The sequence below is a fragment of the Sphingobium sp. genome, assembly GCA_035196065.1.
Taxonomy (GTDB): domain Bacteria; phylum Pseudomonadota; class Alphaproteobacteria; order Sphingomonadales; family Sphingomonadaceae; genus Sphingorhabdus_B; species Sphingorhabdus_B rara.
This window is the reverse complement of the sequence record CP136575.1, coordinates 1,607,341-1,628,974: the sequence shown is the minus strand read 5'-3', so window position 1 is coordinate 1,628,974 and position 21,634 is coordinate 1,607,341. Positions and strand designations below refer to the sequence as shown.

Annotated in this window: 21 protein-coding genes; 9 read left to right on the top strand and 12 right to left on the bottom strand. The window is 58.8% G+C overall.

Annotation, left to right across the window (positions count from 1 at the left end; all coding sequences use genetic code 11):
* Positions 1-32 precede the first annotated feature (32 nt).
* From RSE16_07815 to RSE16_07795, 5 genes are read left to right on the top strand one after another with little or no spacing between them, the layout of a single operon-like run.
* A complete protein-coding gene (locus RSE16_07815) occupies positions 33-1,274 on the top strand; it encodes an NADH:flavin oxidoreductase (protein ID WRH74644.1) in 1,242 nt (413 codons plus the stop codon).
* Entirely contained in the window at positions 1,271-2,041 is a 771-nt protein-coding gene (locus tag RSE16_07810) for an SDR family oxidoreductase (GenBank protein WRH74643.1), read from the top strand. The genes RSE16_07815 and RSE16_07810 overlap by 4 nt, the downstream gene beginning before the upstream one ends.
* An 18-nt stretch (positions 2,042-2,059) precedes the next feature.
* Positions 2,060-2,857, top strand: coding sequence for an SDR family NAD(P)-dependent oxidoreductase (locus RSE16_07805; protein ID WRH74642.1), 798 nt, complete (start codon positions 2,060-2,062; stop codon positions 2,855-2,857).
* Positions 2,854-4,545, top strand: a complete 1,692-nt coding sequence (locus tag RSE16_07800; GenBank protein ID WRH74641.1) for an FAD-binding protein — start codon at positions 2,854-2,856, stop codon at positions 4,543-4,545. Before RSE16_07805 ends, RSE16_07800 begins: the two co-directional genes overlap by 4 nt.
* Entirely contained in the window at positions 4,542-5,354 is an 813-nt protein-coding gene (locus RSE16_07795) for an SDR family oxidoreductase (GenBank protein WRH74640.1), read from the top strand. Before RSE16_07800 ends, RSE16_07795 begins: the two co-directional genes overlap by 4 nt.
* 3 nt (positions 5,355-5,357) lie before the next feature.
* Here RSE16_07795 and RSE16_07790 read toward each other — a convergent pair whose 3' ends face one another.
* Complete coding sequence (locus RSE16_07790) at positions 5,358-6,926, bottom strand: hypothetical protein (protein WRH74639.1); 1,569 nt, start codon at positions 6,924-6,926, stop codon at positions 5,358-5,360.
* Positions 6,926-7,564, bottom strand: a complete 639-nt coding sequence (locus tag RSE16_07785) for a nuclear transport factor 2 family protein (GenBank protein WRH74638.1) — start codon at positions 7,562-7,564, stop codon at positions 6,926-6,928. Before RSE16_07785 ends, RSE16_07790 begins: the two co-directional genes overlap by 1 nt.
* Positions 7,565-7,765: 201 nt before the next feature.
* Here RSE16_07785 and RSE16_07780 point away from each other — a divergent pair, with 201 nt between their 5' ends.
* Positions 7,766-10,039, top strand: coding sequence for a TonB-dependent receptor (locus tag RSE16_07780; protein ID WRH74637.1), 2,274 nt, complete (start codon positions 7,766-7,768; stop codon positions 10,037-10,039).
* 9 nt (positions 10,040-10,048) lie between these two features.
* Entirely contained in the window at positions 10,049-11,506 is a 1,458-nt protein-coding gene (locus tag RSE16_07775) for an NAD(P)/FAD-dependent oxidoreductase (GenBank protein WRH74636.1), read from the top strand.
* A 21-nt stretch (positions 11,507-11,527) separates the two neighbouring features.
* On the opposite strand, the gene RSE16_07770 is transcribed toward RSE16_07775, so the two are convergent.
* Together RSE16_07770 and RSE16_07765 are read right to left on the bottom strand one after the other, a co-directional pair.
* Positions 11,528-12,055, bottom strand: coding sequence for a nuclear transport factor 2 family protein (locus tag RSE16_07770; GenBank protein ID WRH74635.1), 528 nt, complete (start codon positions 12,053-12,055; stop codon positions 11,528-11,530).
* A 2-nt stretch (positions 12,056-12,057) separates the two neighbouring features.
* On the bottom strand, positions 12,058-12,558 hold the full coding sequence (locus tag RSE16_07765; GenBank protein ID WRH74634.1) for a nuclear transport factor 2 family protein: 501 nt from the start codon (positions 12,556-12,558) through the stop codon (positions 12,058-12,060).
* A 68-nt stretch (positions 12,559-12,626) separates the two neighbouring features.
* Here RSE16_07765 and RSE16_07760 point away from each other — a divergent pair, with 68 nt between their 5' ends.
* Both RSE16_07760 and RSE16_07755 read left to right on the top strand, forming a co-directional pair.
* The gene (locus RSE16_07760) at positions 12,627-13,367 is read left to right on the top strand and encodes an SDR family oxidoreductase (protein WRH74633.1); all 741 of its coding nucleotides are present in this window, start codon (positions 12,627-12,629) and stop codon (positions 13,365-13,367) included.
* A 23-nt stretch (positions 13,368-13,390) separates the two neighbouring features.
* On the top strand, positions 13,391-14,224 hold the full coding sequence (locus RSE16_07755; GenBank protein ID WRH74632.1) for a TauD/TfdA family dioxygenase: 834 nt from the start codon (positions 13,391-13,393) through the stop codon (positions 14,222-14,224).
* Here the strand turns inward: RSE16_07755 and RSE16_07750 are convergent.
* Genes RSE16_07750 through RSE16_07715 form a run of 8 tightly spaced genes read right to left on the bottom strand, consistent with a single transcriptional unit; the run spans position 14,214 to position 21,628 of the window.
* On the bottom strand, positions 14,214-14,693 hold the full coding sequence (locus RSE16_07750; GenBank protein ID WRH74631.1) for a nuclear transport factor 2 family protein: 480 nt from the start codon (positions 14,691-14,693) through the stop codon (positions 14,214-14,216). The two genes, RSE16_07755 and RSE16_07750, sit on opposite strands and share 11 nt — an antisense overlap.
* Positions 14,659-15,186 carry an SRPBCC domain-containing protein gene (locus RSE16_07745; protein WRH74630.1) on the bottom strand — a complete coding sequence of 176 codons (528 nt, stop codon included), beginning with the start codon at positions 15,184-15,186 and terminating at the stop codon, positions 14,659-14,661. Before RSE16_07745 ends, RSE16_07750 begins: the two co-directional genes overlap by 35 nt.
* The gene (locus tag RSE16_07740; GenBank protein ID WRH74629.1) at positions 15,186-16,256 is read right to left on the bottom strand and encodes a hypothetical protein; all 1,071 of its coding nucleotides are present in this window, start codon (positions 16,254-16,256) and stop codon (positions 15,186-15,188) included. The genes RSE16_07745 and RSE16_07740 overlap by 1 nt, the downstream gene beginning before the upstream one ends.
* Positions 16,253-17,023 (bottom strand): SDR family oxidoreductase, encoded by a 771-nt coding sequence (locus tag RSE16_07735; protein ID WRH74628.1) that lies wholly within the window; start codon positions 17,021-17,023, stop codon positions 16,253-16,255. Before RSE16_07735 ends, RSE16_07740 begins: the two co-directional genes overlap by 4 nt.
* Before the next feature lie 10 nt (positions 17,024-17,033).
* The gene (locus RSE16_07730) at positions 17,034-18,194 is read right to left on the bottom strand and encodes a sulfotransferase (protein WRH74627.1); all 1,161 of its coding nucleotides are present in this window, start codon (positions 18,192-18,194) and stop codon (positions 17,034-17,036) included.
* Entirely contained in the window at positions 18,191-19,651 is a 1,461-nt protein-coding gene (locus RSE16_07725; protein ID WRH74626.1) for an FAD-dependent oxidoreductase, read from the bottom strand. The genes RSE16_07730 and RSE16_07725 overlap by 4 nt, the downstream gene beginning before the upstream one ends.
* On the bottom strand, positions 19,644-20,684 hold the full coding sequence (dmpG, locus tag RSE16_07720; GenBank protein WRH74625.1) for a 4-hydroxy-2-oxovalerate aldolase: 1,041 nt from the start codon (positions 20,682-20,684) through the stop codon (positions 19,644-19,646). The genes RSE16_07725 and dmpG overlap by 8 nt, the downstream gene beginning before the upstream one ends.
* Positions 20,681-21,628, bottom strand: a complete 948-nt coding sequence (locus tag RSE16_07715; protein WRH74624.1) for an acetaldehyde dehydrogenase (acetylating) — start codon at positions 21,626-21,628, stop codon at positions 20,681-20,683. The genes dmpG and RSE16_07715 overlap by 4 nt, the downstream gene beginning before the upstream one ends.
* Positions 21,629-21,634 lie beyond the last annotated feature (6 nt).

Genomic DNA, 21,634 nt, shown 5'->3' with positions numbered 1-21,634 from the left:
GTCAAATGCGTTAAACCAAGGGGAGTTAAAAAGTGCAATCGACATCCGCGGCTTCACCGTTCAGTCCGGTGAACATCGGCCCGATCACGTTGCGTAACCGCTTCATCAAGTCGGCGACTAATGAGGGCATGGCCAAGGGCGGCATCGTTTCAAAGGGCCTCGCCCAGTTCCACGAACGGGTTTCCGAAGGCGGAGCGGCACTGTCCACCGTGGCCTATTGCGCGACATCAATGGATGGCCGCACCTTTGTCGATCAGGCAGTTCTCGACGCGAATTCGCTTCCCGATTTTCGCGCACTGACCGATGCTGTCCACCGCCATGGCGGCGCAGCGTCGGCACAGATCACCCATGCAGGCAGCTTCACCTTCCTTGACCATGAAACGTTGAAAACCTCGCGTCCCCTCTCCTCAAGCGGCGGCTTCAACAAGGTAGGAGTGATGTCGCGTCGCTGGTTCAAAAAGAAAATGAACCGTGACGACATGGACGCGATGACCCATGAATTTGTCGCTGCCGCAAAACAGGCCCGCGAAGCGGGTTTTGACGCCATCGAACTGCATATGGGCCATGGCTATCTGCTCAGCCAATTCCTGTCGAAAATCTATAACAAGCGCTGGGACGCTTATGGCGGCACCATCGAAAAGCGCCTTAAATTCCCCCGCGAAGTCCTTGGCCGTGTGCTCGACGCCGTTGGCAAAGATATGGCGGTTATCGTCAAATATTCGATGACCGATGGCGGCAAGGGTAACAGCATCGAAGACGGCGTGGCCATCGCCAAGGCGATTGAGGCCGACGGCGCGCATCTGGCGGTGCTGTCAAACGGCCTCAACGTGGAATCAATCACCGCGATGTTCGGATCATCCTTTCCACAATCCAATCGCGGCACGGTGGGCAACCCGATCATCGCGCTAGGCATGTGGCTGCAATCGCTGACTGAACCGAAAAATGTCGTATTCCGCGAAAATTATCTGCGCGAACTGGCGCTGAAGGTGCGTGCGTCAGTCGACATGCCGCTGGCCTATCTGGGCGGCGTGCAGTCACTTGACGGCGCGCAGCAGGCCATGACTGACGGGTTTGAGTGCATCGCACTCGGCCGCGCCCTCGTGTTCGATCCGGGCTTCGTCAACAAGCTGCAATCAGGCGAAGTCGCCAAATCGGCCTGCACCGCATGCAACCGTTGCGTGACTATGATGTACACCCCCAACGGCACTTTCTGCGTCGAAGGCAAGGCCAGCGACGCCAAACTCAACTTCGTAAAGGCAGGAGCAGCAGCATGAGCAAGGATATGGCCGGCAAGGTCGCAATCATCACGGGTGGCAGCGACGGTATCGGCTTGGCTACGGCAAAGCTGCTTGCAAGCCGGGGCGCGCATGTCGTGATTTGCGCCCGCCGCCCCGAAAAGCTGGAATCGGCTCGCATCGAGATCGCCGAGCATGGCAGTGTCGAGGCCCACCAACTCGACGTGTCGGACGAACTGGCTTTCAACGCGCTGGTCGAGGATGTGGCCAAGCGCCATGGCCGACTGGACATGTTGGTCAACAATGCGATGTCAGTGCATTATGCCCCCATCCAGCATTTGACGATGGATCATTGGCGCAAAGATTTTGCCGTCAATGCAGAGGCGGTATTCACTGGAACACGCGCCGCCATGCGCATCATGGTCCCGCAAAAGTCAGGCTCGATCGTCAACATCGCCTCGACCACGGCAATCCGCGCGGCACCCTATATGTCCAGCTATTCAGCATCCAAGGCTGCATTGATCCAGTTCAGTGCGGTTGCCGCGATGGAGGCCGCGTCCTCGAACGTGCGCGTGAACGTCATCGTGCCCGGCCAGGTGATGACACCGGCAACCGAAGACTGGGCGACCAAGGCCCCCGAAACAGCCGCGAAAACGGCAGGCGCCATCCCGATGCAGCGCGGCGGCGAACCGCATGAATTGGCAGAGGCGATTGTCTTTTTGCTGTCCGACGCGGCGAGCTATGTCACCGGCGTCGCGCTTCCAGTAGATGGCGGCAAAGCAGCGCAGCTTTACCTGCCGTCCTGACATGGTCTTCGCCAATCCATGAGCGTTGCTGTCATCACCGGTGCAGCCAGCGGCATAGGCGCAGGCCTTGCGCGCGAAGCTGTGCGTCGGGGGATGAAGGTCGTTCTAGCAGACCGCGATGCAGCCGCGCTGAACGCAGTTGCGACTGAACTGGGCGAGGCCGCCCTCGCCATTCCGACCGACGTTGCCGATGCGGCGTCGGTCGAGGCTCTGGCTGTCGCCGCTTATGATGCCCATGGCAATGTCGACATGGTCTTCAACAATGCCGGAGTGCTCTCCACGGGGCTAAGCTGGGAAATCCCGGCTGAACGGTGGCAAGCATCGCTGGACGTCAACATCGGCGGCATAGTGAACGGCCTGCGCGCATTTGTTCCCCGCCTGATCGCAGCAGGCCGGCCTGCACGGATCATCAATACGGCCTCGGTTGGCGGCTTTCTACCCTCCCCCTTTATGGCACCCTATTCCGCTACCAAATTTGCCGTTGTCGCGTTGACAGAGTCTCTGGCCGGCGAACTGGCCATGCTGGGCAGCCCGATAGGGGTATCGCTGCTTGCGCCGGGACCGGTGAAAAGTGAAATTTTCCGGGAACAGCCTGATGCTTCGTCGCGGGATTTCCATTCCGCAATGACGGCTATGCTCGACGCCAATGGCATGACAGCGGACGCATTCGCGCCGCTTGTATTCGACGCAATTGAACGGGGCGATTATTGGATCATCCCGCAACCCGATGCGCTTGACGAAGCCTTCGCGGCGCGCAACGCAACGATAACGGCCCGAAAGCCACCCTCTTTTTACCAGACAGGCGAAGAAAAATGACCGACAAATGGGATAAGGAAATCGACACACTGGTGGTCGGTTCGGGCGCAGGCGGGTTGCTTGCGGCGCTGGTTGCGGCTGACAATAGGGCTGATGTCCTTATCATTGAAAAAGAAGCCTTGTGGGGCGGCACGTCGGCAACATCAGGGGCCGGCATCTGGATTCCCGCCAGCGATCAGGCACGTGCGGCAGGCTTTGATGACAAAGTCGACGATGCCTTCAAATATGTGCGCAAGCTATCTGCTGACAATGTGCCGGATGCGAATATCCGATCTTATGTCGAAAATGCTGCGCCAATGCTGCGCTGGGTCAGTTCCAACACCGAACTCGATTATCAGGCGTTCCCTTATCCTGATTATCATGCGGAGGAACCGGGCGGATCGCCGCAGGGGTATCGCACGCACATGCCGCTGCCGATTGACGGACGCAAGTTGGGCAAGGATGTCGAAACGCTACGGTTTGCCTCACCTGCAGCCAGCCTTTTCGGCTATCTCAATTGGCATTTTGACGAAACCTATATCATCCTGTTTCGCGCGCCGGGCTGGTGGTGGCATCTGACCAAAAGTCTCGCCCGTTATTGGTTCGATCTGCCCTTCCGCTTCAAGAGCCGGAAGGATCGCCGGTTGACGCTAGGCAATGCCCTGCTTGGTGGGCTGCGCCTTGCACTCAACCAACGCAATGTTCCCGTCTGGCTCAACAGTCCGCTGGTCGATCTGGTCAGCGAAAAGGGCAAGGTCACCGGAGCGATCATCCGGCACGCAGGCAAAGAAATGCGGATCCGCACGCGCAAGGGCGTGGTGCTCGCCGCCGGCGGTTTCGACAAGAACCAGGAAATGCGCGATGCCAGCGCGCCGCTGTATAAAAATGCCATTTATTCCGGCGGCATTGCGGGCAACACTGGCGACAGCATCCGCGCCGGAACTGCGGTGGGCGCCGAAACGATGAATATGCACTCGGCCTGGGCAGCACCGGTCTTTTATGTTCCGGGCGAAGATCGCGGACGTCTGTGCACAATCGAACGCGCGTTGCCGGGCTGCATGATGGTCAATCAAAAAGGCGAACGCTATCTGAACGAGGCGGCGTCCTATCATATCGTCGGGCAGAAAATGGCCCGACGCCAGGCCGAGCATGGCGACGCCAGCCCGACATGGTTTGTGTTCGACCATGTCTATCGCCACAAATATCCGGTTGGCCCCTTGCTTCCCTTGATGCCCGATTGGCTGCAACGCGGCGAAGTCCGCTCCATCATGAAAAAGGGCAATACAATCGAAGAACTGGCCGCCGATATGGGTGTCGATCCGGCGCGGCTGGCGGCAACCGTTTCGCGCTACAATGAATATGCGGCCAAGGGTGAGGACCCCGATTTCCAACGCGGCGAGGCCACCTATGACAAAATGTATGGCGACCCATCCGTGACGCCAAATCCCTGTCTGCGCCCGATCGCCAAAGGCCCGTTTTACGCAATGCCGATGTATCCGGGCGATATCGGCACCAATGGTGGCCTGAAAACCAATGACAAGGCTCAGGTCATCGGTACCAATGGAAAGCCGATCCCCGGGCTTTACGCAGTGGGCAACAATGCAGCATCGGCAATGGGCGAAAGCTATCCGGGCGCAGGCGTGACAATCGGCCCTGCACTCACCTTTGGCTATATAGCGGCGCGGCACATGACCGGAGCGAATGAATGAGCGGGCGGTTCCAGGGGCAAGGCGCGGTCGTCACCGGCGCAGGCAGAGGGATCGGCAGAGCCATCGTCCAGCGGCTAACTGCCGAAGGGGCCCAGGTTGCCGCGCTCGACCTCAACCTCGCGGACGCACAACAGAGCGGCGGCGCACTGGCGCTTCGTTGTGACGTCACTAATGCTGAATCGGTCGCCAGCGCCGTGCGCGAGGCGCGCAAGGCCTTCGGCCGGCTCGATATCGCCGTCGCCAATGCCGGCATCGGTGCCGCCGAGGGCGATGGGTCCGAACAATTTTATGGAGCCATGGCCGAGCGCAATGCGGAACTCGCCAAGGATGGCCAATCGGCAATAATCGTCGACCAGTTGATCTATATGGAAGACCGCGGCTGGGCCGGGGTGATGGAAGTCAATGTCGGCGGCGCCTTTCGCCTTGCGCGCGAATTTGTCCGCGTGCTGGCAAAGGATGGCAATCCCGGTGCGATCATCAACATCAGTTCAACAAGCGCCCAATCGGGCGAAGGATCACCGCATTATTGCGCCTCAAAAGCTGCGATTATCGGTTTGACGCGGCAATTGTCGCGCGAGCTTGCCCCGCGCAAGATCCGCGTGAACGCCGTCGCCCCCGGTCCCACCAACACGCCTGTCATGGCCGGCATTCCGGATGATTGGATCAAGTCGATGGAGGCAAGCATTCCGTTGGGCCGCATGGCCGATCCGTCGGAAATCGCGGCTGCCGTTGCTTATCTTGCATCCGACGATGCGAGCTTCGTCAACGGGTCGGTGTTGGTCGCAAATGGTGCCAGCTATTTCTTTTGACGGTCAGGGCCGCTTGCGCCGCACCTGAACCAGTCCGCCGGTCATGCCGGCATAGAAATCGCCATTGGGCGCGATCGACATTGACGCCCAATTATTGTCGAACGGCCTGCCGCGCCCGGTCGGTATCTTGATTACCTGCCTGCCGGTTCGGAAATCAAGGCCGACAATCGACCAGTCCTGCACCTGCTTGCCGTCCGCATCCCGTGCCAGATCAAAGCTATAAAAATAGGCGATACCGCTGGCCGCGGACAGCTTGGGCACCACCGATGGCGATTTGAGCGGCGCGTTCCAGATCGTGTCGCACCCACTTTCATCGGCGCGCACATCGACCCGCACCACACCGCCTGCAATGGCATTCCAGTCCTTTTGTTCATGCGCGCTTTTGAAGCCGGCATTATTTTCAAGGATTATCGAACGCCCCCAACCAATCATGCTGTTGTCCGTGGCGCTCGCCCCATCACGGAACACCGGAACGGCGCAGATGCGGCTGCCATCGCTGCGCCGCAGGACGACGATGTTGATCCGCCCATCGGCATTATCGGCAAAGGTGATCCATTGGTCACCCAATAATGTCGGCGTGGTTCCGCTTCCCTGGTTGATCGAACCTATCTTGCGTTTTGTCCCGCGATCATAGGGCGTCCGCCAGAGTTGCACCGGCTTGCCCGCGCCATCGGCGGTGAAGGCATATTGCGCATGGTCGGAAAGAACGTAGACCGCGCGCGCATCCATCGCGAGCGCGTTCTGAATTTCCTCGCCTGCCAATTTGTGCACTTTGACCGCACCGCTTTCGGAATCGAGCGTACCCAGCCGTCCGTTGCGCGTCGTCCACCAATAACGCCCTTGATGATCGGGCATCACGGTCGTGATCTTGTCGCATTCACTATCGGTCGACCAATTGTTCCAGTTGAAACAGTCGTTCGGCACATAGGGTTTCAAATCCCACTCGCGTTCGACCCGGAAGCTCCATTTCCCGTCGCGTTCTTCGGCGACCAGCCGCTGCACGACCCACTGGCTGTTCGCAAAGACAAGCCGGTCGCGATTGTCGAGGAACATATAGGCGCCGCCCGAACTGTCGTTCATCATGATACCCATGTCGCGCTTCACAAAAGCTTCGAACGAACTGGGGCGGACCGGCAGATCGAAATGGGCAAGCGCATCAAGTGTATCTGGATCGAGCAGTACCATGCGGAAGCCCGAAAGGCCGCCGCACATCACCACCGGCTTGCCATCGCTGCGATAAACAAAGGTAGAGCATTGCCGCGGCAGTCCATTGCCCGACCGGCGGCTGCGCACTTCAAGCGCGCCTGCAAAGGGACCGTCGGCGAGATGCGTATCCGATTGGCTACCGTCGCCGTGCATTGTGCCATTGGCATCGGCGGCCAGAAAAGGATTGGTGTTAAGTTGGCCCTCAACCGGTGCGGGCACAAAAGTGTCGTCACGCACTATGCCCCCCGATGCAGCCCCGACAATCGGCCGCGCCATCCCGATTTCGCGATTGGCGTTGGTCCAAAAGCCAGCGCCTGCGATTAGGAGCGCTGCGGCGATCGCGAGGCCGATCGAGCGTTTACGCATCAGTCCGCCCGCACTTTCACCTTGGGTGCGGCCTGCCCGCGCCGCATCGTTTCCAGAAATTTCTCGAGCGGCGCAGGTTCGGCCACCGGCCCGCCATGATCGCCTTCGCGGGCCCAATATTCGTCATAGCTCGGGAACAATTTGTGGAAATTGCCCTCGACCCACTCGGTTCCCGGCCATCGCATTTTCCTGTCGCCAACCGGCGGCTTGTTGAGATCTGTCGCGTACCAGTATAGCGGCAAGCGACGGGCGAAATGCCAGCTGCCGTTGCGGCGCACATAATCATCGACATACATCATCTGCATGATCACCCATTCGTCTGCGCCGCCTTCAACGGGGGTCTCATGTTCATTTTTTGAATAAACGACGCCATGGGCGTGATCAGCATCGTCAAATTCGATCACATGCCCGCCAATATGGTGGGACGTTCCGGTAAAGGGCGACCGCAGCGTGCGATCCATATAGGCACGCAGAGCCAGCCGTCCGCTGGCATCCTTGCCAACGCGGACATCCTCGACAAAAAGCGAAACCATTGCGTCCATGTCGCGCATATCAAGCGCGAGTGCATATTTTGCCGGAAGCTGGCGGATCGCATCGAGCGACTCCAGCCGGTCAATCCGCTCCTCCAATGATCGCATCAAACCCCTCCATATGCGTAACTTGAAAGCTATCAAAATACGCTAATCGAATTTTCATTGCTCGTAAATTCAATTTATCGTAAACTTGATCTACATTAATTACGCATTTTGCAGGTTGATGGCATGAGGGAGAGAGACATGCGCAAAGCGGTAATCGGATGCATAATGGCGTCGACAGCATTGGCTGGATGGGCGCCCGCCATGGCACAGGAGTCACAGAATTCCGATGATGGCATTGGCGAGATCGTCGTCACGGCACAGAAGCGCGCGGAGAACATCCAAGACGTGCCGATCGCCATTTCGGCGGTAGGCTCAGAGTTTCTCGAATCGCGCGGGATCAATTCGATCGACGCGCTCGGCACGATCGCGCCCAATGTGAAGATCGAACGTGCTCCGTCGAACAAGACCATCTCTCAAATCGCCATTCGCGGATCAGTCACGATCAACCCGGCAGTCACTTGGGAACCGGCCGTCGGTCTCTATCTTGATGGTGTCTATATCGCCAAGGCGCAGGGATCGATTTTTGACGTCGCCGACCTTGAGCGTGTCGAGGTGCTGCGCGGCCCGCAAGGCACGCTCTATGGCCGTAATGCGCTCGCCGGCGCGATCAATCTGGTGACGCGCAAACCGTCAGGCGAGTTTGGCGGCTCTGCCGAGGCCAGCTATGGCAATTTCAACTATCGGCGCGGCAAGGCAACACTCGACCTTCCCGCCTTTGGCCCGTTTTCGGTTAAGTTGTCCGGCCAAATGCAGAAGCGCGACGGTTTTGTGAAAGTGGAGCCCAATCCCTTTCCGCAGGCATTTCTGGCGCGGCCCACCTCGGTCAAGGATCTTGGCAACCTGAACACACACAGCGCCATGGCGCAGGTGCGTTTCAAGCCCGAAGGCAATTTCACGGCAGACTATCAGTTCGACTATAGCCGGCACAATCAGCGCACCGATTTTTCGCAACTGATCAGCGTGTTACCGAACAACCTTTTCACCAATCCAGCGATATTCGGCGCAATTGCCCCGCTCGGACTCTATGCAAATCCGGATCGCCAGAACCGAGCAAGCGTCGACGGCAATCCGCTTTACGAAAAATCGCGCACCTTTGGGCACAGCCTCACACTATCGCTTGATCTGGGTGCAGCAACGCTGAAATCGATCACAGCCTATCGCGATCTGCGCTGGCAGGATTCGGCCGATCTTGATGGTTCGCCGCTCGACATCGCGCAAACGCAGCGCGATACCAGCTTCCACGCTTGGAGCCAGGAAGTACAACTGACCGGCGCGGCGATGGACGACCGGCTGACATATGTAACCGGGGCCTTTTACTATAAGGAAAAGGCCGAAACACTTGGACCGCAACGTTTCTTCGGTTTCCTGAATCAGATTAGTGCTCCAGGCGCTGCCGACCTGCAGTCTGATTATGGATCGCACACCCGCGCCCTCGCGCTTTACGCTCAGCTCGATTACAAACTGACCGATGCGCTCAAGTTGACGCTTGGCGGCCGCTACACCAACGAGAAAAAGGATATCCGTCGTTCCTTTGCCGTCGGCACTCCGCGCACCGTGCTGTTCAACCTGCCTTATGGCGGCGTACCCGACGCCAAGTTCAACAATTTCAGCCCGACCGTTACGCTAAGTTATGCAGCAAGCGATGACATCAATCTCTACGGCCGATGGGCCCGGGGTTACAAATCAGGGGGCTTTAACGGCGAAACCGATGTTGGGGGCCTGATCGGCCGCCCGTTCAGTTGTACGACCGCGCCGGGCAGCACCAGCGAATTGTGCAACCCCTATCGCCCCGAAAAGGTCGACAGCTATGAAGTCGGCGTAAAAACGCGACTCGCCGATGGTAAGCTGATCTTTAACGTCGCGGGCTTCTGGGACGAACATAAGGATATCCAGCTTTCGGTATTCACCGCGCAGGGTGCGGCTGCATCGGTCGTACTCAACGCGGCTGCAGCGCGTATCCGCGGACTCGAATTTGAAGCCGTCGCCCGTCCGGTCGACAGCCTCACGATCAACGGGTCGCTGGCCATTCTCGATGCAGATTATGGGCGCTTCATCGATGGCGGCGTCGATGTATCGAACAACCGCGCCTTCCCGCATACACCAAAGGCCACGGCAGCACTCGGTTTTGACTGGCGGCTTTTGCAGGGCGACTGGGGCAAGGTGAGCCTGACCGGTGACTGGAACCATGTCTCATCTTACTACACCTTCCCCTTCGCGTTGACGGGCAACCCTGCAGCGCAGACGATCGCTGGCAACACCAAGTCCAAGGGCCGCGACATCATCAACATGAATTTGCGGCTGTCCGATTTCGACCTTGGCGGGGCAAAGGGTGAATTCAGCCTGTGGGTGCGCAATCTGACCAAAGAAGACAGTCCGAGCAACTTCATCGATTTCGGCCCAGGATTTGGCGGACTAACGCTTGGTTATTTCCCCGATCCGCGCACTTGGGGCGCAACACTTGGCGTTCGGTTCTAGGGGAATATTGTGAGTAAAAGCGAGAAACGCTTCGCCATTATCGGCGCAGGCATGTCCGGCATATTGTGCGCCATAAAGCTGCGCGAGGCAGGCCATGAAAACATCGTCATCTATGAAAAGGCTGATCGCATCGGCGGCACATGGCGCGACAATCGCTATCCAGGCCTGACCTGCGACGTTCCTGCCCACGCCTATACTTACGAATTTGCGCCAAATCCCGAATGGTCGGCCTATCTGGTCGGCGGCGCAGAGATACAGGCATATTTTGAGAAGGTAGTCGATGATTACAGCGTTCGGCCGCTAATCCGCTTTAACAGTGAAATTGCCAGCATGGTCTGGAAGGGTGACCAGTGGGAAATTGAAACCATCGACGGGCAACGTGACAATGCCCATGTCGCAATAATGGCGACCGGCGTTCTGCATTTTCCCAAATTTCCCGATATCAAGGGGCTGAAAAGCTTTGCCGGACGCGCGATGCATACCGCCCAATGGGACGTAGATGTTGACCTGACCGGAAAACGCATCGGGGTCATCGGCAATGGCTCGACCGGTGTGCAAATGGTCACCAAGCTGGGCAAGGACGGGCATGACATTGTCCATTTCCAGCGCAGCCCGCAATGGATGATGCCCTATCCCAATTTCGAATATAGCGAGGAAGACAAGGCGAAGTTCCGCGCCAGTGTCGAGGCGATTGACGCAATCCGCTATGACGAAAACTATTGGGCGAGTATCCGCCGCTTCACCACTGGCATCACCGAGATCGACGGGCCGGAGATGCAGGCGATAGAGGATATCTGCCGGGATTGGCTCGAAAATGCGGTCGTCGACCCGGTTCTGCGGGAAAAACTGCGTCCGACCTACAGGGCGGCATGCAAGCGACTGATCTACAGCTATGATTATTATGGCGTTGCACAGCAGCCCAATGTCGAAACCATCGTCTGCGGCATAAGCGAGATTGTGCCAGAAGGCGTAATCGACAATGAGGGCGTGTTGCACAAACTGGATGTGCTGGCGCTGGCAACTGGTTTCCATACCGACCGCTTCGTCCGACCGATATCGATCAAGGGGCTGAATGGCCGCGATATCGAGGATGCCTGGGCGGAGCGCTGCGCCGCCTATATGGCAATTTCCATCCCCGATTTCCCTAACCTGTTCCTTTTCAACGGGCCAAGTTCGCCGGTTGGCAACTTCTCATTGATCGATGTTGCGGAACGGCAATGGAACTATGTCGCACAATTGCTGGACCGCGTATCGAACAGCAACGCCAGCGGCATCGTCGCCAGCAAGGCTGCTTTTGACGATTATGAAGATCGCCGCATAAAAGCTGCAAAAGCAACGGTTTTTGGTTCTGGCTGCACCAGCTGGTATCTCGACAAGACGGGTGTGCCGATCACCTGGCCATGGGATTATGATGCTTTTGCCGATGCGATGGCAAAGCCCGATTTCGACGCTTACGACATCGTGTGAGAGAGGGGGCTAATCGCCCCCTCAATACCATTCCAGCCACTGCATCATATCCACCCGCGCCTCCGGCTTCCGTCCGGTCTTAGCCAGCAGATGATAGGTCAGCTTTTCCTCCTCCGGGATGGGGCGGACGATTTCGTAGATGCGGTCATATTCGCTGTGCGCGATTTTCCAGCCTTCTGACGTGCGCACATAACGGTCGCGGTAGATGGCGGTGCCGATCGTGTCTTGGGCGCGAACCGGATCGATGAAGCGGTCTTCCAGATACCAGCTGCCCTCTGCGCTGTCCGGCCCGGTGAAGGCGATTTCGGGGCAGTGGCCATGATGCTGGGCGACGACATCGCTGTTGAAGGCGCTGCCGATGAAATCGACCATATTCTGCCGTCCCTTTAGCTGCGCGCGATAGGCGCCGCCGCGTAGGTCGATGGTCACATCCTCGATAAAGAGTGTCGCCAGCTCTGCCTCATTCGCGGTGTCGATGCAGCGGAAATAGCGATGCTTGAGCTGCTTGATCTCTTCCAGATCAGAAAGCTGTTCGATGCTGAACTTCATGATCATGCCTCCCCAAATTGCGCTGGCGGATCGCCCATAACGACGACATTGGATTGACCGGCATCGTCGACGGTATGGACCAGACAGGAAAGCCGCCGCGAGCGCGTTTCGGCAATCCACCACCTGCCATCCTGCTGCACATAGACATCGTCATATTCGACGCCCATCTGGGTCAACGTTCGCGCCGCCAGATTGATATTGTGGAAGAAAAGCGACCATTGCCCGGTGGCGCGATTGGCGCTTTCAAATGCGATGACGCCATTGGCGCCATGGTGGATATCATAGATGCCCGGTGCGCAGCCCATTTGCGCATAGATGGCAACAAAATCATCACGATTGTCGAAAGCCGGAAAGCCGTCATAGGCAATTACGGCACCATCGGGCAGCAGGCAGTCACGCACGATTTCGGGATCCTTGGAATCGCAGGCGCGCAGATAGCGGGCCTTCAAGTCGCGGATCGCGCGATCATCCTCCAATCTCTGCAATCTTTCTTCAATTCCCATCCCGCTTTCTCCTTTGCGTAGAGAATGAAGTCAGTTATTACGCAAATCAAGGTTTATTGGAGGGTTAGATGCGCTTTCACGGCAAGAAGATTTTGGTCACCGGTGCAGCGTCGGGCATTGGCCGGGCAACGGCAATCCGGCTCGCCAGCGAAGGCGCACAGGTAACGATTGGCGACATTAACGAAGCAGGGCTTGCCGAAACGGCAGAGATGATGGCGAGCACGCCGCGCATCTGCACTTTCGATGCGAGCGATACGGCATCGTGCCGCGCGCTGGTCGATGCCGCGGCAACCGACGGACTTGATGTGCTCTGCAATATTTCGGGGATTTTGAAATGGGGACTCAGCCTCGATTTCAGCATCGATGATTTCGAGCGCATATTGAAAATCAACACCACCAGCGTCTTCGCGCTGTGCCAAGCCGCGCTGCCACACCTGATTGAGTCCAAGGGCAATATCGTCAACACCGCGTCGACGGCCGCGCTGCAAGGCATCGCTTACACAATCGCCTATTCGGCATCCAAGCATGCGGTCGCCGCCATCACCAAGGGTCTGGCGATCGAATTCGCGTCAAAGGGTGTCCGGGTAAATGCGATCTGCCCCGGGCATGTGAATACGCCGATGGGCAACGCTGCGCCGCCATCAGGCGACGTCAACTGGGACCTTGTCATGCGCAACGCCCCGAAGCTGGTCGACGGCAGCTGCGAGCCATCTGACATTGCCGCGATGTTTGCCTATCTGGCGAGCGATGAGGCGCGCAAGATCACCGGCTCGCTGTTCACGATAGACGGCGGGCAACTCGCCGGTTAGTCTGATCGGACGAGGAGAGGGAGATGACGACAATCCAGATGGTCAAAATGTCCGAGCATGTCGGCACCGAGATGCTGGGACTGGACCTTAATAATCTGTCGGACGGGGACGTTGCGGCGATCAAGGCTGAGCTCGCGGCTCGCGGCCTCGTCGTTTTCCGCGACCAGCAGATTGATGAGCGGGCACATATCTCGTTCGCGAAGAAAATCGGGCCGATTGTCGTCAATAATTACTTCCCGGAAAACGGGGCATTCCCGGAAATCGCCGAAGTCCGCAAAGCGGAAACGCAGATGGTCAATATTGGCGGCGGCTGGCACACCGATCACAGCTATGACCAGATACCCGCAATGGGATCGATCCTCGTTGCGCGCGAATTGCCGCCAGTCGGGGGCGACACGTTATTTTCCAGCATGGCCGCCGCTTATGAGTCCCTCTCCGACGGGCTGAAAGCCACCCTGGAAACACTGCGCGCGGTGCACACCGCCGACCATATCTATGGACCGCAAGGCTTCCTCAGCAATTCCGACCAAGGCGCAGACCTGAAGGGCCGTGAACTAAAGACGCGTGCAGTGCATCCGCTGGTGATCCGCCACCCCGTCACCGGGCAGAAGCTGCTTTATGTCAATTCGGCCTTCACCACCCACATCGAAGGCTGGACGCGCGACGAAAGCCTCGCGCTGCTCAACTATCTGTACAGCGTCGGCTCGCAAAGTGCATTCCAGTGCCGCCTCATTTGGCAGCCGGGCACAGTCGCCATGTGGGACAACCGCTCGACATGGCATTATGCGCTCAACGATTATCATGGTCATCGGCGCCTGATGCACCGGATTACGATCGACGGCGTGCCTATCCACTGATCCCAAGCAATGCCTGCGCGGCATAGCTGCCATCAAGTGGTGCGTTGAAGCGTCGCTCGACGCGCCAGCCATCGGCGGTGCGGACCAGCTCCCAGCGGTTGGCCGATACCCGCCAGACCTCAAAGCCCGTCGCGCTATTGCGGAAAACGGCACTATGCCCGCGCGCCACTGCCATGTCCCCTTCAAGGTCAATCACAACCGGGCCAAGCAAGTGCGCGCAGCCGTCTGCCATCAGTGCACGGTGGGTTTCGCTCGTCAGCAACGCGGCAATCGCCGCCCTGCCCTTTGCCTCTGCGATTCCGCCGACGACATAGCTGCCATCCTCGATCCAGAGCTCTGCAACGGCTTCGGCATTGCCGCTGTCCGCCAGCGGGCCATAACTGGCAATCAGATCTCGGATGGCCTCGCGATCTTCGACTGCCCGCAGCCGCGCCTCAAGCGTTGGCGGCGGCATATAACGCTTCGGCACGCGCCTTCAGCGCGATTGCGCTGTCATCAAAGGCCCGCTTCACCCAAGGTCCGGCAAAGCGGAATACATGAATGCCGTTCGCACCCAGAAAGGCGTCGGTCGAATAATAGCGGCACGATGATGCGCCCGTCGCCTCGATCACTTGATCGCGGCGCGCGGGATAGGGCCAGAAGTCGAGATTGGGAAATTCCCAGCTAAGCAGCTTTTCCGGTTCAAAGCCGCAAATATATTCGAGATTGGGCACCGTCGGTCCGCCTGCGGTCGCATAGTTGATCAGCGTCATTTCGACGGGTGCGCCCATTTCAAGCGTGGAGACAGCGCGGATGCAGAACGGGTTCCATTCATTGTAGCGCGGCAGGTCGGTGAGCACATCCCAAACGACACTAGCCGGCGCATCGATATCGACCGTCTCCGAACGGGTCACCGCATCGGGGTTGAAGCCAAATACAGGGTCTTCCTCATGGCTTTTCGCCTGCTTCATCCAGTCGAGCATTACAATTCCTCCAGTTTTACGATGCGCGCCTGCGGCAGGGGGTGTTCATGCGCCCCCGCCCAGCGCAGCAGCGCGGTCCCTTCTTTATGTCCGCACGTGTCGATCCAATTGCCGATGCCGAGATCCCGCGCTGCGCAAATGATCCGCAAACTGCCGTCAGGCTCCAGCCTCGCGCTCTGCTTGTTCACGCTGATCTGGCGGAAGCGATAGTCGAGGCTTTCCATCCACCAATTGTCGAGCTGGAAATTCCAGTAATAGCATTCGGGCGGCGTCACCTCGATCACCCACGCCTCGTCCTCCGCGATCTGCCAATAGGCATGGGCGTAATAGATATCCTTTGCGCCGCCGCCTTTCTGGAACATCGACTGATCGATCGACGGGAAGCTGTTGGGATGTTGCCGGAACAGCCGGGTCCAGTCGGCAAAGGTGCTTGCAATCCCGCGCACAAATTGCGCCGAAGTGGCAAGCCCCGCTGCAAGTCTCTCACCCGTCAGCGGCTCCGGCACGGCGGGCCCGTCAATCCGTTCGATGCGAAACTCACCGCCGCGTTCATTTGCGCGGTCGAGCGCGGACTGACGAAGCACAATCACGCTGGCATCAGGTTCCAGCCGCAGCCAGTTGCCGGGTTGCGGGTTACAGCTGGCAATGATCTCCACTTCGCCATCCGGACCCCAGATGATATCGCTGTCGAGCAATTGGCCGGTGGCATGCGCGCTGCCATCGATATGGTAGCGCATCGCATTGGCGACAATCGAGAAATAGAACATCGATCCGCGCTTGCCGGTAATCCGGTAATCATTCGTCCCGCGGATCGAGGCATTCCAATAGACATTGTCCGGATTGTCCGCCCCGATCTTCGCAGTCTCATGGCTGAGCTTGTAGAAAAAAGGGAAGTCCGGGTCCGAAGCCTCGACATATTGTTCCAGCGCAAGCTTGGTCAACCGCGACAGATAGCGGAATCCTTCGGCGCGGATCAGCGGATCTTCGGGCACGTCGGGCGCAAGGATCAGGTCCCCCGCCTCGGCCAGCTTTGCGCAAAAATCGCGCCAGCTTTGCGCCGGGTCGGTCACGCCGCCACCCAATCCCCGCCATTGACGTCCAACATCGCGCCGGTCACCTCGCTCGCATAATCGGAAAGCAGGAAATAGACCGCCTTGGCACAATCGGCATCGACAGGAATATGGCCGACGGGAACTTCCGATGCGCGCTGCTTGCGGAATGCATCACCACCTTCACCCATGCTGGCAAAAAACTGCTGCAGGGGAACGCCATCCATCCAGCCCATCAGCGCGGTATTCACGCGGATCCCCGTGCCGCCCAGTTCAACCGCCAATTGCCGGCTGAGCTGGTTGAGCGCTGCCTTAGCCATGGCATAGCCGCCCTCGCCCGGCATGGGCTTGCGCGTCGCAAGAGTAGAAATATTGACGATGGAACCCGATCCTTGCGCCTTCATTGTCGGGATCACCGCCTGCGCCATCCGCAATCCGCCGACGGCGACAACGTCCAGCACCTGAGTCAGTTGCGCGATGCTGTGCGCCTCAAGATTGGCCCAGTCGGGATGGTAATAGGCCGAATGCACGACGCCGTCGATCCGGCCCCATTTGTCGAGCGCAGCCTTGGCCAGCGCATTGCAATCATCGCTGCTAGATACATCGCAGCGCACTGCGATTGCCTCGCCGCCCTTTGCACGGATATCCTCCGCAATCGCCTCGATCGCGTCGACCGAACGGGCGGACACAACCATCTTCGCACCTTCGGCGGCCGCACCTCGGCATAACGCCTGTCCCATTCCCGGCCCTGCCCCGGTGACAATCACCACCTTGTCCTTCAGGATCATCGCTCTCTCCTCAGCTTAGATATTTTTTGTGATAATCGGCAAAATCTTGGGCAATGCCCTCAGGCGTCAACCCAAAATCGGCGGCCGAATATTTGTGTTTCGGTCTCGCCTCGCGCCCATTGGCCGCAATTGCCTGCCGCATCGCCTGCCGGTCGTCGGCATCCGGCGCATAACCCAATGCAGCAAGGATCTTTTCGCCCGTGCCCTGCGGATCGGTCACCGTATCGCGATAGGCGACATCGATCACCTGCCCTTCTGACAATGTAGCCCGGATGGCTTCCAGCCGGTTCAGGCCATCGCGGAAGCGCCGCGTCCAATGCGCGCCTTGCTCTTCCTTGCGGTAACTGGTCGACGAATTGACCGAGAGCGATGCGCACATGCTGCAATAGCTAGGCAGCACGTCACCGACATCGCGGTGCGTCATCACCAGCTTTACGTCAGGCCAGACCTTCAGCAGCCCGGCCAGCGCACCCATCACATAATGTGGTGTCTTGAATACCCACGGCCGCCGCTCCTCGCCCCGCGCCACGCGCTGGTGCTGGATCACCTGCATGAAACGGTAAAGATCGCGGATCGCCGGTTCATGGTCCTGCTCCGCCTGCCAATGGCCATAGCCATGAATCGGCATCATGGAATCATAAGTGGTCGACAGGAAAGTGCGGTCGAGCAGCACCACCTCTTCATTGATCGCCATTGCATCCATCGGATCGATGCTTTCGAAATCGGGCCATTCGGAAAGCAACCAATCAACCATGCCCTTTGCTGCCTCCTGCCGGGGCGCGGGATCATCCATCGCCTCACCGGGCAGCGGGAACGGAAAGGCGGTTTCCCACCACCATAAGGCTGTCAGTTTCGGTGAAGCGGCGAGCAGCCGGTGGACCATCGTCGACCCGGTGCGCGGCAGACCGATGATAGCGCAGGCAAGATCAATCGGTTCTTGCGCGGCTTCTGGATGGTCCTTGAAATATTGCTCCAATTGCAGCCGGTCGGCGAGCGCACCCTGGATACGTGCGCCGGCGCTACTTTCCGGCGAGACGAGCCCCGCCTCGCGGTTCACATCGTCAACCAGCCGCGTCAACGGGCGCAGAAACCAATCGTCGCCAAAATCTGAAAGCCCGGTTGCCTCTCGCGCCTGTTGGAGAAGCGCATTGACAGCCAGCTCCCCGCTCATCCCCGCGCGGCCCCTATGCCCGCTTGTCGCCCGAAAAAGGTGCAATCGGCAAGGCTCATCCCTGAACTATAGCCATGCCCCCAGGCGGGGAGGCCCGATGTGCAACGGCCCGCAGCAAAGAGGCCGGCAATCGGCACGCCTGTGCGATCCAGCACCTCGGCATGGGCAGATGTTTTCAGACCACCAAGCGTGAAAAAGCTGAAATAGCTCGTCTGGAAGTTGAGCTCGAGCGCGATGAACGGCCCCTGATCCAGCGCAGTGAGAATTGGCGGCTTTTTGTCAAAGAGCGGATCGCGCCCTTCATGCGCATGGGCGTTGTAGATCGCCATGGTCGCCGACAACGTGCCTTTCGGCATTTCAAGCTCGGCCTCAACCTCTTCCCAGCTATCGCCAGTGCCGGCAATGGTCATCTGGGCAAAGTCCATCGGCTGGATGAAATGCGCATTGTCGAGAAGCAGATAGACCTTGCCACCCGGCTGGTCGACCGCACAGCGGCTGACCCGGCCATGGTAGCAATCCTCATTGATGAAGCGCTGGCCCATGACATTGACAAACACGCCATAGGCATGGGGCTCAGGCATCGTCCAGGGACAGGTCGTGAAGAACTGCTCCATATGGATCGCCTCACCCCCGGCACCAAGACCGAGCATGATGCCCATGCCGTCGTCCTTGTCGCCGATCGGTGTCGTGATTTTGAAGGTTTCAGGGCAATATTTGCGCCGCATCTCTTCATTCATCACAAAGCCGCCGGTCGCAAGCACCACGCCTTTGCGTGCGCGGACGAAGCGGTTCTGGTTGTCGATCCGCACCACCAGACCGACGATCCGACCCTGATCCTCGATCAACCCCATGACCCGGGCATCGACCACCACCTCTACGCCCTTTGCGCGCGCCGTTGCTTCAAGCGTGTCGACAAGCGGACGTCCGCCGCCCCAGCCCATATGCTGGATGGTATGGCCGCGCGGAGCAGGCTTTGCGATGTCGCAAAAGGGGGCTGCCGCCTCACTACCCGACCAGATCAATGTTGAATCGTCGGTTGGTTCGATATGCTTACCAGGCAGATAATTGCCGCGATAGGGCACGCCCTGCGCCTTGAGCCATGCGAAATGGTTGAGCGCCTCGCGCCCATAATGTTCGCATTTTGCCTCGTCTACGCATGGCCCTCCGGCGGCTTTCAGATAAGCGATGAAATCTTCGGTGCTGTCTTCAAAACCCGCCGCGCGCTGCGCATCGGTGCCGCCACCGCCGCCGATATAGATTTCGCCGCCCGAAAGCCCCGATGCGCCGCCGCTGCCCGAATTGCGTTCGAACAACATCACCTGCGCCCCGGCATCTGCTGCCTCAATCGCCGCACAAGCTCCGGTCGCGCCAAATCCGATAATCGCAACGTCGGTTTCAAAGTCCCAGCCTGCGACCTCGGCTGCAGGGAAAGGTTTGTGTAGCGATATTTCAGCCATTTTTCGCCTTCAGCATATCGAGTGCGACGTCGACGATCATATCCTCCTGCCCGCCGACCATCTTGCGCCGGCCAAGTTCGACAAGAATTTCGCGCGTATCGAGGCCATAATCATTTGCCGCCTTTTCGGCGTGGCGCAGGAAGCTGGAATAGACGCCCGCATAGCCAAGGCTCAATGTCTCGCGGTCGACGCGCACCGGACGGTCCTGCAAAGGACGCACCAGTTCTTCGGCGGCATCCATCAGTTTCATCACATCGCAGCCATGGTTCCAGCCCTTGCGGTCGACGGCGGCGATAAAGACTTCCAGCGGGGCGTTGCCTGCACCTGCGCCCATACCGGCAAGGCTGGCGTCGATACGCACTGCGCCGCATTGCGCTGCCACGATGCTGTTGGCCGCACCAAGCGAAAGATTATGGTGTGCGTGCATGCCGCGCTGTGTTTCGGGCTTCAGCACGCGGTCATAGGCTTCGAAACGTGCGCGAACGCCATCCATATCGAGCGCACCGCCACTGTCCGTCACATAGACGCATTGCGCGCCATAGCTTTCCATCAGCAGGGCTTGGCTTGCCAGCAAATCCGGCTCGATCATGTGGCTCATCATCAGAAAGCCGGAGACATCCATGCCAAGGTCGCGGGCGATGCCGATATGCTGTTTCGATACATCCGCCTCGGTGCAATGCGTTGCCACGCGCACCGAGCGTACACCCAGATCATAAGCACGGCGCAATTCATCAACCGTGCCGACGCCGGGCAGGATCAGCGTGGTCAGCACGCTTTTCGTCAAAACCTCAGCGACGGCCTCCAGCCATTCCCAGTCGGTATGGGCGCCAAAGCCATAATTGAAACTGAGGCCGTTCAGGCCATCGCCATGCGCCACCTCGATCGCGTCGACGCCGGCCTCGTCCAACGCCTTGGCGATATCGCGAACATGATCGATGCCATACATATGACGGATCGCGTGCATCCCGTCGCGCAGGGTTACGTCCTGAATATAAAGCTTGTCGCCCGCCTCGACATTGAACTGCGCCGTCATGCCGCTGCCCCTTCCTGACCCATGCGGCGCGCGGCAAGCAGTTCGCCGGTAGCCTTGGCCGCAGCCGTCATGATATCGAGATTGCCAGAATAAGGCGGCAGATAATCGCCGGCCCCTTCAACCTCGAGCATGATCATTGATTTGATGCCGGTAAACTCACCCAACCCAGGAATTTTCAACGGGTTGTTGTCGCCAAAACGTTCGAACTGCACTTCCTGTTTCAGGCGGTAACCGGGCACATATTTCTGCACCTCGGCGACCATCGCCTTCACAGATGCGCGGATCGCATCTTCGTCGCCGCCTTCGGATAGGGTGAACACCGTATCACGCATGATCATCGGCGGTTCGGCCGGATTGAGAATGATGATCGCCTTGCCCTTGGCCGCGCCACCAACAACCTCGATCGCGCGCGCCGTGGTGCGGGTAAATTCGTCAATATTGGCACGGGTCCCCGGCCCAGCAGAGCGCGAAGATACAGACGCGACAATCTCTGCATAATGGACGGCATCGGAAACCCGCGCCACCGCAGCGACCATCGGGATTGTTGCCTGCCCGCCGCAGGTCACCATGTTAACATTAGGCTGGTCGAGATGCGCCTCCATATTCACCGGAGGCACCGTAAACGGGCCGATGGCGGCGGGCGTCAGGTCGACGACCTGAATACCGTCCGCGCGCAGGGCTGCATCATGATCCTTGTGCGCATAGGCGCTGGTCGCGTCAAAGGCGATGCCGATCTCGGCATAGCAGGGCAGCTTCTTCAGCCCCTCTATCCCTTCATGCGTCGTGGCAATGCCATGCTCGCGTGCCATGGCAAGCCCTTCAGACTCTGGATCGATACCGACCACTGCCGCCAGTTCCATATTCTGCGGATATTTGATCATCTTCATCATCAGGTCAGTGCCGATATTGCCCGAACCGATGATTGCCGCCTTGACGCGCTTCACGCTGTT